This is a genomic window from Azospirillum sp. UENF 211521 (genome assembly GCF_058780535.1).
In genome coordinates, this window is sequence record NZ_JBSNCF010000002.1 from 764,583 (window position 1) to 779,899 (window position 15,317).

12 protein-coding genes are annotated in these 15,317 nt (G+C 68.8%); 6 read left to right on the forward strand and 6 right to left on the reverse strand.

From position 1 onward, the window contains the following. The first annotated feature begins 203 nt into the window (after positions 1 to 203). A complete protein-coding gene (locus ACWPN5_RS20160) occupies positions 204 to 2,804 on the forward strand; it encodes a hybrid sensor histidine kinase/response regulator (RefSeq protein ID WP_492297057.1) in 2,601 nt (866 codons plus the stop codon). Between the two features lie 46 nt (positions 2,805 to 2,850). On the opposite strand, the gene ACWPN5_RS20165 is transcribed toward ACWPN5_RS20160, so the two are convergent. Next, complete coding sequence (locus tag ACWPN5_RS20165) at positions 2,851 to 4,644, reverse strand: ABC transporter ATP-binding protein (protein WP_059399253.1); 1,794 nt, start codon at positions 4,642 to 4,644, stop codon at positions 2,851 to 2,853. Positions 4,645 to 4,834: 190 nt separating this feature from the next. Here ACWPN5_RS20165 and ACWPN5_RS20170 point away from each other — a divergent pair, with 190 nt between their 5' ends. Then, positions 4,835 to 5,851 (forward strand): patatin-like phospholipase family protein, encoded by a 1,017-nt coding sequence (locus tag ACWPN5_RS20170; protein ID WP_145680702.1) that lies wholly within the window; start codon positions 4,835 to 4,837, stop codon positions 5,849 to 5,851. A gap of 14 nt (positions 5,852 to 5,865) precedes the next feature. Here ACWPN5_RS20170 and ACWPN5_RS20175 read toward each other — a convergent pair whose 3' ends face one another. Continuing rightward, on the reverse strand, positions 5,866 to 6,189 hold the full coding sequence (locus ACWPN5_RS20175) for a hypothetical protein (RefSeq protein ID WP_145680703.1): 324 nt from the start codon (positions 6,187 to 6,189) through the stop codon (positions 5,866 to 5,868). A 180-nt stretch (positions 6,190 to 6,369) separates the two neighbouring features. On the opposite strand from ACWPN5_RS20175, the gene ACWPN5_RS20180 reads away from it, so the two are divergent. Then, positions 6,370 to 6,900, forward strand: a complete 531-nt coding sequence (locus ACWPN5_RS20180) for a GNAT family N-acetyltransferase (RefSeq protein ID WP_492297059.1) — start codon at positions 6,370 to 6,372, stop codon at positions 6,898 to 6,900. Positions 6,901 to 6,978: 78 nt separating this feature from the next. On the opposite strand, the gene ACWPN5_RS20185 is transcribed toward ACWPN5_RS20180, so the two are convergent. Both ACWPN5_RS20185 and ACWPN5_RS20190 read right to left on the reverse strand, forming a co-directional pair. Continuing rightward, positions 6,979 to 7,158: a hypothetical protein gene (locus tag ACWPN5_RS20185; protein ID WP_014198692.1), complete on the reverse strand. Its 180-nt coding sequence runs from the start codon at positions 7,156 to 7,158 to the stop codon at positions 6,979 to 6,981. Between the two features lie 139 nt (positions 7,159 to 7,297). Further along, positions 7,298 to 8,050, reverse strand: a complete 753-nt coding sequence (locus ACWPN5_RS20190) for a porin (RefSeq protein ID WP_247888086.1) — start codon at positions 8,048 to 8,050, stop codon at positions 7,298 to 7,300. 278 nt (positions 8,051 to 8,328) lie between these two features. Between ACWPN5_RS20190 and ACWPN5_RS20195 the strand changes: the two genes are divergently transcribed. Then, entirely contained in the window at positions 8,329 to 10,218 is a 1,890-nt protein-coding gene (locus ACWPN5_RS20195; RefSeq protein ID WP_145680706.1) for a potassium/proton antiporter, read from the forward strand. A 28-nt stretch (positions 10,219 to 10,246) separates the two neighbouring features. Here ACWPN5_RS20195 and ACWPN5_RS20200 read toward each other — a convergent pair whose 3' ends face one another. Next, complete coding sequence (locus tag ACWPN5_RS20200) at positions 10,247 to 12,325, reverse strand: putative bifunctional diguanylate cyclase/phosphodiesterase (protein WP_492297062.1); 2,079 nt, start codon at positions 12,323 to 12,325, stop codon at positions 10,247 to 10,249. Positions 12,326 to 12,680: 355 nt separating this feature from the next. After that, complete coding sequence (rpoH, locus tag ACWPN5_RS20205) at positions 12,681 to 13,556, reverse strand: RNA polymerase sigma factor RpoH (RefSeq protein ID WP_492297064.1); 876 nt, start codon at positions 13,554 to 13,556, stop codon at positions 12,681 to 12,683. 252 nt (positions 13,557 to 13,808) lie between these two features. Here rpoH and ACWPN5_RS20210 point away from each other — a divergent pair, with 252 nt between their 5' ends. Both ACWPN5_RS20210 and ACWPN5_RS20215 read left to right on the forward strand, forming a co-directional pair. Next, on the forward strand, positions 13,809 to 14,183 hold the full coding sequence (locus tag ACWPN5_RS20210; RefSeq protein ID WP_145680709.1) for a response regulator: 375 nt from the start codon (positions 13,809 to 13,811) through the stop codon (positions 14,181 to 14,183). Between the two features lie 115 nt (positions 14,184 to 14,298). Then, positions 14,299 to 15,309 (forward strand): M23 family metallopeptidase, encoded by a 1,011-nt coding sequence (locus tag ACWPN5_RS20215; RefSeq protein WP_492297066.1) that lies wholly within the window; start codon positions 14,299 to 14,301, stop codon positions 15,307 to 15,309. The last annotated feature ends 8 nt before the right edge of the window (positions 15,310 to 15,317 follow it).

The following is a 15,317-nucleotide window of genomic DNA, read 5'->3' on the forward strand; positions in this document are numbered from 1 at the left end:
CCTCGGTACGTTCGGACCGGACACGTCTCCTTGATCGATGGCCCCGATAAAACCAAGCCGTTTCATGGACTTCGAGGGATGAGAGCGCGCGCTGCGGTGCCGTCCGGACCGCGAGGAACCACCCGCGACGAAGCCCCCCGCCAACTCGGTCGCTGTCCGCAAGCGATCCGACACCGGGTTGTGTTCGGACGCCGGCCGATTCGATGACCCCCAATCCGGTGATGCCACCGCGGCCGACGGCTTGGCTGCGCCCGCAACGGGTCCGGGGCTGGCTCGTCCTGCTCGTCATGGCGGTCGCCGTGCCGCTGGTCCTCTTCTCGGTGTTCCTCCTCATCCGCAACGTCGACGCGCAGGCCCGGCAAACGGAACAGCTCGTCCTCGACCGGACGCGCCTGTTGGCGGAGGATGTGGAGCGCGAGGTGAGCCGCCTGATCGCCGCCGCCGAGGTGCTGTCCACAACGGAAAGCCTGACAACAGGCGATATGGCCGCTTTTTACCGGCAGGCCGCCGGCACGCGCGACCGGCTGGGCACCAACGTGGTTCTGCGCGATCCGCAGGGCCGGCAATGGGTCAACAGCCGGGTGCCCTGGGGCGAGGAGCTGCCGGACCGCACCGTGCTCGATGCCGATCAGCGGGTGATGGACACGGGAAGACCGCAGGTCACCGGACTGTTCATCGGCGGCGTAAGCCAGATGCCGCTTCTCGCGATCGTCGCCCCGGTGATCCGCGACGGCCAGATCCGCTACCTGCTGAGCCTCAACATTCCCCAGGACCGGATTCAGGCCATCGTGTCGCCGGAACGCATCCCGGCGGGCTGGCGGGCCGGGGTGATCGACCAGGACGGCGTCGTCATCGCCCGGTCGCACCAAACCGAGCAGTTCGTCGGCAAGCGCCTTCCCGACTCCTTGTGGACCGGGATGCAGCGGGTACCGGACGGCTTCCACAGCGCCGTCAATCTGGAGGGTGTGGAGGCGATCCAGACCTACAACCGATCCCGCAGCTTCGGCTGGGTGGTCGCGATGAGCGTCCCCACCGCCCTGGTGGCGACCCCGGCGCGCCACGCCCTCCTGCTCTTCACCGGCGGCGGCGTGGTCCTTCTGCTGATCGGGGTCGCGGCGGCGATCCTGCTTGGGCGGCGCCTGACGCGATCCGTCTCCCAACTGGCCGAAGCGGCCCAGGCCCTGGGCGCCGGACGCCCCGTGCCGCCGCCCGGCGGCGGCGTGGCGGAGATCGAGGCGGTGGGCCGCGCCATCCGCGGCGCGGCGGATCTCATCCGGCGACGCGAGGCGGCGCTGGCGGAAAGCGAGGCACGCCACCGGGCCATCGTGCAGACCGCGGTGGACGCCATGCTGGTGATCGACGAGACCGGCACGATCCAGAGCTTCAACCCGGCGGCGGAGCGCATCTTCGGCTACGAGACCGGCGAAGCGGTCGGCCGGAACATCCGCATCCTCATGCCGGAGCCCTACCACTCCGCCCATGACGGCTATCTCCAGGCCTACCAGAATACGGGCGAGAGGAGGATCATCGGCATCGGGCGCGAGGTGGAGGGGCGGCACAAGGACGGTTCGATCTTCCCGATCGAACTGGCGGTCACCGAATGGACCGCCGGGGAACGCCGCTTCTTCACCGGGATCGTCCGCAACATCACCGAGCGCCGCCGCGCCGAGGATGCCCTGCGCGCCTCGAAGGCCGAGGCCGACCGCGCCAACGTCGCGAAGTCCAAGTTCCTCGCCGCCGCGAGCCACGACCTGCGGCAGCCGGTCCAGGCGATGATGCTGTTCCAGTCGGCGCTGGAGGAACGGCTGGACGGGCACCCCGCCGCCCCTCTTCTCGATTCCATGGGGCTGGCCATGGACGGGCTGCGCATGCTGCTCGACAGCCTGCTCGACGTGTCCAAGCTGGACGCCGGGCTGATCGTGCCGCAACTGCAGGATCTGGCGATCGGCCCGATCATCGAACAGCTCGCCGCCGAGTATCACCCCCAGGCGCAGGCCAAGGGGCTGCGGTTGCGCGCGGTTCCCTGCGCCCTGACGATCCGCAGCGACCCGGCCCTGCTGATGCGAATCCTGCGCAACCTCGTGGAAAACGCGTTGCGCTACACCGAACGGGGCGGCCTGCTGATCGGTTGCCGACGCCGGGGCGACCGCCTGCGCATCGAGGTGATGGACTCAGGCATCGGCATCCGGTCCGACAAGCACGAGGAGATTTTCGAGGAGTTCTTCCAGGTCGCCAACCAGGAGCGGGACCGCAGCAAGGGGCTGGGGCTCGGCCTGGCGGTGGTGCGCCGCCTCGCCCGCCTGCTCGGCCACACGATCCATCTGCGCTCGCGGCCGGGACGAGGTTCCGCCTTCTGCATCGACGTGCCGTTGGTCACCCGCCAAGCCACCGGCGCCGCGCCGCCGGAAGCCCGTCTGGTGACGGGCGACGGGCGGGGCATGATCCTGGTGATCGACGACGAACCGCTGATCCGCCTAGGCCTGCAGGCGATGCTGGAGGGCTGGGGGTATCGGGTGCTGACGGCCGGCTCCATTGAGGACGCGGTCCGGCACGTCGAGAGCGGCGAATGGCCGAGCGCCATCCTGGCCGACTACCGCCTGCGCGACGGCAAGACCGGGTTGGACGCCATCCGGGCGGTGTGCGACCGGCTGCGGGCGCCGGTGCCGGCGACGATCATCACCGGCGACACCGCGCCGGAGCGGCTGGCGGAAGCCCGCGCGGGCGGCCACACCCTGCTGCACAAGCCCATCGCCGCCCAGGAGCTGCGCAACGCCGTGGTGGAGATGCTGCCCGCGGCGGAATGACCGCGGGCCGGCCACATTCCAACCCGCCCGTTCAGTTCATGGGGTCTCAGGGCGCCAGCAAGGCGGCCTCGCCGTCCTCGCCGAACTGGAGCTTGCACAGGCGGGCGTAGGTACCGTTCTGCGCGATCAGGGCGTCGTGGGTGCCCTGCTCCAGAATGCGCCCGCCCTCCATCACGACGATCCGGTCGGCGTTGCGCACGGTGGCCAGACGGTGCGCGATGACCAGCGTCGTGCGCCCCTGGGTCAGCCGCTCCAGCGCGCCCTGCACCAGCCGCTCGGACTCGCTGTCCAGCGCGCTCGTCGCCTCGTCGAGCAGAAGGATCGGCGCGTCCTTCAGGAAGGCGCGGGCGAGCGCGAGGCGCTGCCGCTCACCGCCCGACAGCTTCACGCCGCGGTCGCCGATCACCGTGTCGTAGCCCTCCGGCAGCCGGGCGACGAAGTCGTGCGCGGCGGCGGCCTTCGCGGCGGCCACGATGTCGTCGAAGGGGGCGTCCAGCCGACCGAAGGCGATGTTGGCCCGCACCGTGTCGTTGAACAGGACGGTGTCCTGGCTGACCAACGAGATCACGCCGCGCAGGCTCTTCAGCGTCACCGCCCGCACGTCCTGTCCGTCGATCAGCACCTGCCCGCCGGTCGCGTCGTAGAGGCGCGGGATCAGGTTGAACACCGTGGACTTGCCGGCGCCGCTGCGCCCGACCAGGGCCACCGTCGCTCCCGCCGGAACCTCCAGGTCGATGCCCTTCAGCGTCTCCGTCCCCTCCTCGTAGGCGAAGCGGACGTCGCGCAGGGACACGGCGGCGCGTTCCACCGCCAGGGGCTTGGCGCCGGGCTGCTCGGTGATGGTCGGCTTCTCGTCCACCAGCTCGAAAATGCGTTGGGCGGCGGCCAGACCTTCCTGGAGCACGGCGTTCAGCGTGCCGATGGCCCGCACCGGCTGCGCCGCCATCAGGAGCGCGCCGACGAAGCCGGAGAAGGCGCCGACCGAGCCTTCGCCCATCGCCATGCGGTAGCCGGCGAAGGCGATCACCCCGGCCACCGCGGCGCCGCCCAGAACCTCCATCATCGGGTCGATGCGCGAGCGGGCCCGCGTCGCCTTCATGGTCAGGGCGAAATTGTCCTCGAAGGCGCGGGCGGCGCGGGCGCGCTCGTACTCCTCCAGCGAGTAGGTCTTCACCATGCGGGCGCCGGCCAGGCTTTCCGTCAGCAGGGCGGTCATGTCGCCCATCTGCGCCTGGGTGTCGCGCGACACGCGGCGCAGCCGCTTGCCGATGTTCACGATGGGAATGGCGGCGATCGGGTAGATCAGGAAGACGATCAGCGACAGCACCCAGTCGAGATAGAACATCGACCCGACCAGCGCGATCACCGTCAGGATGTCGCGCACCAGCCCGGTCAGGGTCCGCGACAGGGCGTTGCGGATCAGGTCGACGTCGCTGATGAAGCGGGAGGTCAGCGTCCCGGTGGGGGCCGCGTGAAGCTGCGCGGTGTCGGACCGCAGCAGATGGTCGAACATCGACAGGCGCACGTCGGTGATGATCCGCTGCACGATGTCGGTGGTCACCACCGTCTGGGAATACATGGACAGCGCCTTGACCGCCGTGACCACGATGATCAGCAGCGGGATGACCAGCAGCATGCCGCGGTCCTGCTCGGAGAACATCGAATAGGCCTGGTCGATCAGCAGCGGATAGGCGCCGGTCGCCGCCGCCACCACGGCCATCAGCAGGAAGGACACCATCAGCTTGCCGGTGTAGGGGCGCACCCATTCCCGCAGCATGCGGCCGACCAGCCGTTCCGTCGCCGCGTCGAGGCGCAGCCGTTCTCCGCTCTTCTTGCTCACGTGCACGTCTTCCTGTAGCGCAATCGCGATGGCTTAGCCGATGGCGCCGGTGCTTGTCCACCGGGCCTTACTTCACCGGGGCCCGTCCGGCGGGCCTTGTCCGGCGGGGCGGAACCGATCAAGCTTCCTTAACCGGGCGGATGGCACGATACCGACCGGAACGCGCTCCACCCCGTGCAAAGGAGGCGCCATGGCGGCGGACGGCGGAAACGGACAGGGTCCCGGCAATCGCTACGGCCAGCACCATCACCGACCGCGCATCGGTCTGGCGCTGGGCGCCGGGGTGGCCCGCGGCTGGGCGCACATCGGCGTCCTGCGGGCGCTGGCGCGCTACGGGATCGAGGCGGACATCGTCTGCGGCAGTTCGGTGGGGGCGCTGGTCGGCGGTCTCCACCTCGCCGGCAAGCTCGACGCGCTGGAGGAGTGGACACGAAGCCTGACCCGGATGAAGATCGTCGGCTATCTGGACCTTCGGCTGCGCCAGGGCGGCGGGCTGATCGGCGGTGACCGGCTGGTCGCCGAGATGCGTCACCATCTGGGCGACGTCCGGATCGAGGAGCTTCCCAACCCCTTCGCCGCCATCGCCACCGATCTGGTCACCGGGCACGAGGTGTGGATGCGCAACGGCCCGCTGGTGGACGCGTTGCGCGCCTCCTTCTCCCTGCCTGGGGTCTTTCCGCCGGTGCGCTTCGAGGGGCGCTGGATGGTCGACGGCGCCCTGGTCAACCCGGTTCCGGTGTCGGCCTGCCGCGCCCTGGGCGCCCAGATGGTGATCGCCGTCAATCTGGCCGCCGACATCATCGGCAAATCGCGGCGCCCCGGCGCCGCCGTGCCGACCGCGGCGGGGTTCGATCTCCTGAAGCTGATCGACGAGGAGCAAGGGCCGGATGGCGAGTCCAAATCCCGCGCCGGCTTCCGCGTGCCCATCGGCGCGCTGAGCCGCCGCATCTTCCGGCGCGACTACGAGGGGCCGAGCCTGTTCGGCGTCATGGTCTCCTCGCTGGGCATCGTCACCGACCGCATCGCGCGGTCCCGTCTGGCGGGTGAACCGCCGGACGTGCACATCACGCCGCGCCTCGGGCACATCGGCCTGTCGGAGTTCGACCGGGCGGACGACTGCATCCGCGAAGGCGAGGCGGCGGTCGAGCGCGTCCTCCCCGACCTTCAGGACGCGTTGAGGGTGTTCGGCTACGCGCCCCCGGTCTGAGCGGTGCCAAGCTATCAGGCGGTCAGGTCGACCGCGGCGCCTCGCCGGTCCTGCTCGCCGGTCAGTTGGCGCTTCAGTTCCTCGGCGATCTGCTTCTCGATGGCCGCCCGCTTTTCCGGCGGCATCTCCGCGAGGGACTGCTCGTCCAGCTTCATCCGGGCCAGCAACTGGTCGCGGATGCGCTGGGCCGGTGATTTCCGCGCCTCCTTGAGGAAGGCGTCGGCGGCGCTGACGCCGCCGCTCTCCTTCTCCGGTTCGGTCTTCTCGGTCTTCTCGGTCTTCACCGCGAACTTGGCGACGACGCGGGAGACCTCGGTTAAATAGCTGCCGATCTGCATGACGGTTTCTCGTGACCGATGGGTTGGAGATCCGACAAGCAAGTTTTGTGCAACCATAAATATGCTTGGCAATCAACCGCGTAAGTGGGATTCCTGATAGCCCCAATGTGCCGGTCGGCAAAATTGACCGGCCCATGATTTGCCGGCTTCCCCGCCCGGCCCCTTCCGCAGAGGCGATGAATGGACCCCATCACCACCGAGCGCCTGATCCTAAGACCCTTCCGGGACGGGGACGCGGCGGACCTGCTTGCCTACCTGCGCCATCCTCGGGCGAATTGTTTCCTCTCTCTCAAACTGGATGACCTCGACGCGGCGGCCGCGGAGGTGGACGCGCGCAGCCGCAGTGATGAACACGTCGCCGTGTGCCTGCGCAGCACCGGCCGGGTGATCGGCGACCTGTTCCAAATGCCCGAACCGCCGGACACCCATTCGGTCGGCTGGAACTTCAACGCGGAGTTCGCGGGAGCGGGATACGCCGCCGAGGCCGCGCGGGCCTTCTTCGATCATCTGTTCGCCGCGAGGCAGGCGCGTCGTCTCTACGCCTATGTCGAGGACACCAACATCGCGTCGCAGCGCCTGTGCGAACGGCTCGGCATGAGGAAGGAGGGGCTGTTCGTGGAGTTCATCTCCTTCACGACGGACGGCAACGGGGCCCCGCTCTACGAGAACACCATGCAGTACGCCATCCTGCGGAAGGAATGGCGGGCCTGACAAAGCGAAAGCGCGCCGCACCGGATCGGTGCGACGCGCTTGTCGTCATCGGCAACGGACCCTGTCCGTTGCGTCCGGTCAGCGATCCAGGGCCGTGCCCAGGGCGGCGCCGCCCAGGCCACCGATGATCGCGCCACGCTTGCCGTCCACGGCGTAACCGCCCGCGGCGCCAGCCGTGCCACCCACCACGCCGCCGGTCGAACAGGCCGCGAGCGTCAACAGCGCAATGGCGGTCCCGATCAGGCGCAAACGAGACATGTCCAAACCCTCCTTGTGGTGCATCTCGCCCCTATAAACAGGCGAGAAGGCCATTTGCTTCCACGACACCGCGATTCCGTCGGGAAACCACCCTTGGATAAGGGCGAAAGAGGCATGTCGAGCCCATTCGGGCCAAGAATCAGAACAGAACGCGGGTCCCGACGCGCAGCATCGTGCTGTCCGACGGGTCGCCGCCGTAGGTCATGGTGCCCAGATCGGCGGTGACGCTCACCTTCGGCGACATGCGGAAGCGCAGGCCTGTGGACCAGGCCTCCTGCGGAGCCTCGTTGCCGATCTGGCTGTGGGCCAGCCGCCCCATCACCGTCCAGCCGCGCAGCGGCGTGCCCTGCTCCAGATAGAGACCGGCGTTGAGCGTCCGCCGCGCCACGCCGTCGTCCGGCAGCTGCTCGCGATAGCCGGCACCGACCGTGACGCCGGGCAGCGTCACCTGACCACCGACCACCCAGGACCGGCGCGGCGTGCCGCGGTCCTTGGCGACGGCGGCCTTGCCCGCGCCGGCGGTGATGCGCAGCCGGGCCTTGCCCAGCCGGCCGTCGTGCCGCACGACGCCCTCCACCACATGGCGGGCGAGCGGGTCGGCCGCACCCAGCTCCGTCCGCACGGGGGTGTAGCCGAGACCGATGTTGAACCCGTGCAGCCGCGGCGAATAATAGGTCGCCCGCGCGTCCGGCCCACCGAAGGCGCCGTCGTTCATGAAGACCGGGTCGGAGAACCATTGGTCGCGCACCGGCGTGGTCACCACCATCCGGCGCGACGCGCTCTCCGTCTGGCCGACCTCCAGGGCGCCCCAACCGCCAAGGTCGATGGCCTTCTTGTCGAACCGGATCGGCGTCGTGCCGCCGCCCGCCGCCGTGCGGTCCAGATCCGGCAAGGCCCCCGCCATCGCCGCGGCGGAAGAGGACAGAACAAGGATCAGGGCTGCGAGGGGTGGTGTCGGAATACGCCGTGTACGAAACATGAAATGCCCCCTCGCCCGTTGCATTAACCCGGAAGGATTGTAGCCCGCCGCAATGCTGCATTGCGGGAGACATTTCTGTATTATTTTAGGAACATTGGGAAATTTTGGCCGCTGCGTTGCACTCGTGCCCAAGAATTGCCAAAATCGGATGACCGCAAAGGCGGCATCATCCCCATTCCGGCGCGAGGACTATGGAGACGGCGAGCACCATCATCCTGATCGGATCGTCGCTGCTGATCGTCAGCATCCTGACCAGCTATCTGGCGCTGCGGATCGGCACGCCGCTGCTGCTGATCTTCCTGGGCGTCGGGCTGTTCGCCGGCGTCGACGGCGTCGGGGGCATCAGCTTCAACGACGCGGACAGCGCCTTTCTGATCGGCTCCATCGCGCTCGCCGTGATCCTTTTCGAAAGCGGCCTGGACACCAAGCTGTCGAGCTACCGCGCCGCCGCCTGGCCGGCGCTCAGCCTCGCCACCTTCGGGGTCGCCATCACCTCCGGGGTCATCGGCGTCGCCGCGCATGTTCTGCTGGGCCTGCCCTGGATCGAATCCTTCCTGGTCGGCGCGGCGGTCAGCTCCACGGACGCGGCGGCGGTGTTCTTCCTGCTGCGGGTCGGCGGCATCACCATCCGCGACCGCGTGCGCTCGACGCTGGAGATCGAGTCCGGCAGCAACGACCCGACGGCCATCCTGCTGACCGCGATGCTGGTGGAGGCGGCGCTGCACGGCTGGGGGACGCCGCTGGAACTGGCCGGCTTCCTGGTCAAGCAGATCGCCGGCGGAGCGGTCCTCGGCGTGCTGGGCGGGGCCGGGCTGGCCGCCTTCATCAACAAGGCCCGCCTCGACCCCGGCCTGAACCCGGTGGTCACCCTGGCCTTCGCCTTGTTCCTGTTCGCCGGCACGAACGAGCTGGGGGGCAGCGGATTCCTCGCCGTCTACGCCGCCGGCCTCGTCGCCGGCAACGTGAAGCTGCGCGGGGCGCTGGGCCTGCGCCAGTTCCACTCGGGCCTGACCTGGCTCAGCCAGATCGTCATGTTCGTCATGCTGGGCCTGTTCGCCACCCCGCACGATTTCGGGGCGATCGCCCTACCCGCCCTGGCGCTGGCCGTCCTGCTGATCCTGCTGGCGCGCCCGCTGGCGGTGTGGCTGTGCCTGCTCCCATTCCGCTTCTCGGCCAACGAGAAGACCTTCATGGCCTGGGTCGGGCTGCGCGGCGCCGTCTCGATGCTTCTGGCGCTGGTGCCGATCCTGGGCGAGCTGCCGGGTGGTCAGGTGATCTTCAACACCGCCTTCCTGGTGGTGATCGTGTCGCTGGCCGTTCAGGGCTGGACCATCGGCCCGATGGCGCGCTGGCTGAAGCTGATTGTGCCGCCGCGGCGCGGCCCGGTCGAGCGGTTCGAGCTGGAGCTGCCCGGCGGGGCCGACCAGGAGATGGTCGCCTACACCGTTCACCCCAAGAGCCCAGCCGCCCGCGGTCAGCGCACGCCGCGTTTCGCCCGCCCCTCCCTGGTGATCCGCGACGGCCGCGTGGTGCCGCTGCACAAGGCGCGGACGCTCCAGGCCGGGGACATGGTCTATCTGTTCACCCCGCCCAGCCAACTGCCGCTGATCGACAAGCTGTTCGCCGAAAGCCGGCCGCTGGACCAGGACGACCGCGCCTTCTACGGCGATCTGGCGCTGAATCCCGACGCGACGGTGGAGCAGATCGCCGAGATGTACGGCCTGCCCCTGTCGCTGGCCAACGCCCAGCGCTCGCTGCGCGACCTGCTGCGCAACGAGTTCGGCGGCGCCTGCGAGTTGGGCGACCGGATGCGGATGGGCGGTGTCGAGCTGATCGTCCGCGACATGCAGGACGGGCAGATCACCTCGGTCGGCCTGGCACTGGAGCCGTCGGCGATGGACAAGCCCCGCGTGCCGCTGTTCCAGGGGCCGGAACGGCTCTGGCAGACGATCCTGTCCTGGTGGTCGAAGCGCTCCTTCCGCCGCTGGCAGCGTCGGGAAACCCGCCGCGAGCGCCTGCCCGCCCGTGCCATCGAGGCGCCCACCTTGGCTGGAAAGGAACCGGAACGGCTGGAGGGGTGATCCTCATCCAGCCTCTTCCGCCGGACGCTCAGGCCATCGCGGGCTGTTGGGCGCGGACCATCGCCGCGAAGGCGTCGGGGGCGACGGGGCGGCCGAACAGGTAGCCCTGGAGCAGGTCGCAGCCCACCGACACCAGGAAGTCGCGCTGCTCCTCGGTCTCGACCCCTTCGGCGACGGTGACGAGGCCGAGTCCGTGCGCCATACCGACCGCGGCGCGGACCAGCGCCCCGTTTTTCAGGTTGTCCGGGATGTCTTCCATGAAGGCGCGGTCGATTTTCAGCTTCGACACCGGAAGCTGCTGCACGTAGCTGAGCGACGAATAGCCCGAACCGAAATCGTCGATGGCCACCTGGACGTCAATGGCCTCCAGTTCCGTCAGGGTCTGCACGGCGGCCTTCAGGTCGCGCACGGCCGCCTGCTCGGTGATCTCCAGCCCCAGGCAGCCGCGCAGCTCCGGATGGCGGCCCAGCAGTTCCTCCAGACGGGCGCTGAGGTTGCCACGCAGGAACTGCGGCCCGGAAACGTTGATGAAGATCTGCTTGGGCAGGGTGCCGGCCTTCTCCCAAACGGCCATCTGCGCGACCACGGCGGTCAGCACCCAGTCGGTGATGGGGACGATCAGGCCGCTTTCCTCGGCGACCGGGATGAACTCGCCCGGGGAGACCGGCCCCAGCGTGTGCTGGTTCCAGCGCAGCAGCGCCTCCGCCCCGACGATCCGGCCGGAGCGGGCCTCGACGATCGGCTGGTAGGCCATGTGCAGCTCGTTCCGCTCGATGGCGTGGGCGAGATGCATGGTCAGGAACATGCGCCGGGTCGCCGCCGCGGCCATCTCCGGCGTGTAGAAGCAGACGGCGTTGCCGCCGTTGTGCTGGGCCGCCTGGAGCGCCAGCTTGGCCTTGGCGTTCAGCTCCTCCAGCGTGCGGATGTCGGCGTCCTGGACCGCGGCGCCGATCGACAGCCGCAGCCGCACCCAATGGCGGTCGGCGTAGATGGAGGCGGTCAGCCGGTCGTGCAGCAGATCGGCCAGGGTCTCCGCCTGCTCGGCGCTCTCGACGCGGGACAGGGCGGCGAACTCGTCGGCGGCGATGCGGCAGACGTAGGTCTGCTGCGGCAGCACCTCGGTCACCCGGCTGACCATCGCCTTCAGCGCCGCGTCGCCGACGTGGAAGCCGAACGCCTCGTTGATGTCGCTGAACTGGTCGACGTCGAGCGCGTAGAGCGCGAACAGGCCCCCTTCCTGGCCGGGGAACGGCGCGGACAGCACGGCCTCGCATTCCTCCAGAAAGGCGGTGCGGGTCAGAACGCCGGTGAGCGGGTCGTGCCGGGCGAGATAGGTCGCTTTCTGCTCCGCCGCCAGCCGTTCGGAGATATCGCGGATGATGCCGACGAACACGACCTCGCGCGCCAACTGGGCCTGCCCGACGCTGAGATGGATCGGGAACACCGCGCCGTCCTTGCGCCGTCCCAGCGCGTCGCGCCCGATGCCGATGATCTTGGCGCGCTCCGTCTCCAGATAGCTGCCGATGTACTTGTCGTGGTCGCGGGAGAAGGGCGGCGGCATCAGGACGGAGACGTTCCGCCCGATCAGCTCCTCCTCGTCATAGCCGAACAGCGTGCGGCAGGACCGGTTGACGGTGCGGATGATGCCGTGGCGGTCGGCCACCACCACCCCGTCCACCGCCGCGTCGAGCAGCGTGGTCACGAAGGGGTCGCGGCGCAGGACGAAATCGGCGATGCGGGCCGGGTCCGTCACATCCTGGAACAGCCCGAGAAAGCCATGGCCCCCGTCGCCGGTGCGGTGGGGAAGGACAAAGCCGGTCAGCACGCCGCGACCGCCGTCCGCGCGCTCGACCTCGCAATCCACCGGAGCGGCCTCCCCGGTCTGGCCGGAGCGGTCCAGCGCCTGGACGACGGCGCGCGCCAGCGGATGGTCGAATTCGGCCAGGGTCCGCCCGGTCAAGGCAGCGGGCGCCGTCCGCAAGACGGCCGCGAAGCTTGGGTTGGCGAACAGGCAGCGCCCATCGGCGTCGGCGTAAACCAGCGCGAAGGAGGCTTGATTCATGAGGCTTTCGGCCAGCGACGCCAGGAACGCCGACGTGGTCGGCATTGCTGGTGCGGACGGGCCGTCAGGCCCCTGATGCTCTGCCGGAGACACGTTGGACAAAACCGTACCCGCTCACCAAGGCGCCCGCGAACATCGAGATGTGGCCCGATACCCAGGGGTGCACAGAAACCGAGTTGTCATTATGACGGCTTGTGGACCGATTTCCAACAAATTGCGGCGAAATCACAACATCTGCTGCATCCAGGGTTCCCCGTACCACAACTTCAGGCAGGAGAACGGCGCGCCGCCTCACCCGGAGGAATGGCACCAAGGGCTGGCGCCAGCCTTCCCGGAGATACGCCTTTAGATATACACCAAGTCAGAGCGGGAGGCAACGCGCCTCCCTTCAAGTCCCCCCTCAAGCCGCTGCGGCGAGTTCCCGCACCCGCTGGGACAGCTTCTGGAAGGCGCGCTCCTCGATCTGGCGGATGCGTTCGCGGCTGACGCCGTAGACGGCGGCCAGATCCTCCAGAGTCTTCGGCGAAGGGCTAAGGCGGCGGGCGGTCAGGATGTCGCGCTCGCGGTCCTTTAACACCTCCATCGCGTCGCGCAGCAGGGCGCTGCGGTGCATCGCCTCGTCGCGCTCAAGCAGGCTGTCCTCGGCGTTCGGGCGCTCGTCGGGCAGGAAGTCCTGCATCTCCGCGGTTCCCTCCCCGGCGGAGAGCGGTGCGTTCAGCGAGGCGACCGGCTGGACGAAGCGTCGGTTCACCGCCACCACGTCGCTTTCCGGAACGTCGAGTTCCTGGGCGATGCGGGACACGCTCTCCGGCTTCAGGTCACCGTTGCCGAACTCGCCCAGCTTGCGCTTCAAGCGGGACAGGCCGAAGAAGAGCTTCTTCTGGGCGCCGGTCGTGCCCAGCTTCACGAGGCTCCAGGAGCGCAGGATGTATTCCTGGATCGACGCCTTGATCCACCACATCGCGTAGGTGGACAGGCGGAAGCCGCGGTCCGGCTCGAACTTGCGGACGGCGGTCATCAGGCCGATGTTGCCCTCGCCGACCAGATCGGTCATCGGCAGGCCGTAGCCGCGGAAGCCGGTGGCGATCTTGACGACCAGACGCAGATGGCTGGTCACCAGCTTGCGGGCCGCCTCCATGTCGCCATGCTGGCGCCACGCGGTGGCCAACACATACTCCTCCTCCGCGCCCAGGACGGGGAAGCGGTGGACCTGCTCGATGTAGCGGGACAGCGACTCACCGGGAAACGGGGTGGTCAGTGCCAATGCGGTGCTCATGTCACATCCTCTTGAAAGCGATATGACCCAATCGACCGATCCCCGTGATGGGCGACCGGCACCTTCTTCGTGAAGGCGCCCCCAGTTTACGCGCACGGAACGCCAAGTCAACGCCGTGCGATCGCGGGTGCGGGGTGCCCTGACGGGGATGCATGGCCGTCCCCGCTCATAAACGGGACGTAAACCACCCCCGCCTTATTCAGATCGGAAAATCGCAAACCCGAACAATCGTCCAAGAGAGGGCAGGCTCCGATGGCAGACATCCTTGTCGTCGATGACGACCCGGTATCCCTCAGCATCGTCAGCAAAATCCTGGAAAAGGAAGGCAACAGCGTGACCGGCTGCACCGACGCGCGGGCGGCCATCGAATCGTTGACCTTCCATGAGTTCGACCTGCTGGTCACCGACCTCATCATGCCGGAGCATGACGGGTTCGAGGTCATCCAGGCGGCCAGAAGCCTTCGTCCGGACCTGCGGATCATCGTCCTGTCCGGAATCGACGAGCGGGTGCCGCCGGAGCTGACCATGCAGGCCCTGACCAAGCTGGGCGTCGCCCGGATGGTCCGCAAGCCGATCAAGCCGGCGGTCCTCGCTTCGGAGGTGCTCGCGGTTCTGATCGCCGGCTGACGGGCTTTTACCAGGGGACAATGGCTGGGCGGCGTATGGCTTCCTTGCGGTTGCGTCGGAACGGGGCTTCCCTCACCCTGCCCTCTCCGCCCGCCCTCCTCCCTGGGAAGCCCGCATGATCCGCACCGCGCTCGCCACCGCTGTCTCCGCAAGCCTCCTCGCGGGTGCCCTGTCCGTCGCCGGCCCCGCCGCGGCGGAGGCGCCGGCTTTCGCGCTGCCGCTCGCCTGCCAGGTCGGGGAGACCTGTTTCGTCCAGAACTACGTCGACGAGGACGCCGGCCCCGGCTGGCGCGACCACGCCTGCGGGCGGCTGAGCTACGACGCCCACGACGGAACCGACTTCCGTCTGCCCGACTACACGGCCATGGACAAGGGCGTCGCCGTGCTCGCCGCCGCCGCCGGCACCGTCCTGCGGGTGCGCGACGGCATGGAGGACGTGAACGTCAATGTCATCGGCCGCGACACGGTGATGAAGGTCGGGGGCGGCAACGCCGTCATCATCGATCATGGCGACGGCTGGCAGACCGTTTACCTGCACATGAAGCGCGGCAGCGTCGCGGTCACCCCCGGCCAGCGGGTGGAGGCCGGGCAACGGCTGGGCCAGGTCGGGCTGTCGGGACTGACCGAATTCCCCCACCTGCATTTCGGCGTGCGCCACAACGGCGCGGTCGTCGACCCCTTCGTCGGACAGCAGCCCTTCACCGCCTGCGGCCAGGCCATGGCGCCGTTGTGGAACGCCGCCACGGCCAAGGCCTTGGCCTACCGCCCGACCGCCGGCCTCGGCGCCGGCTTCGCCACCAGACGCGTCCCGGAGGCCGAGCCGGCCCGCCACGGCGAATTCGCCGGCGAGACGCTGACCCGGGATTCCCCCATGCTGGTTCTGTGGTCCGACATCATGGGCGTCCGCGACGGCGACACCCAGAGGATCCGCATCCTCGACGGCGACGGACGGCCCCTGTTCGACAACAGCAAGGGCATCACCGGCGACAAGGCCGTCTGGTTCTCCTACCAGGGGCTGAAGCGCCCGGCGGCGGGATGGCCGAAGGGACCCTACCAGGGCATCGTGACCCTGGCCCGTGACGGTAAGACGGTGGTCACACTGGAGCGCCGGCTGGAGGTTCGCTGACTCTCGCC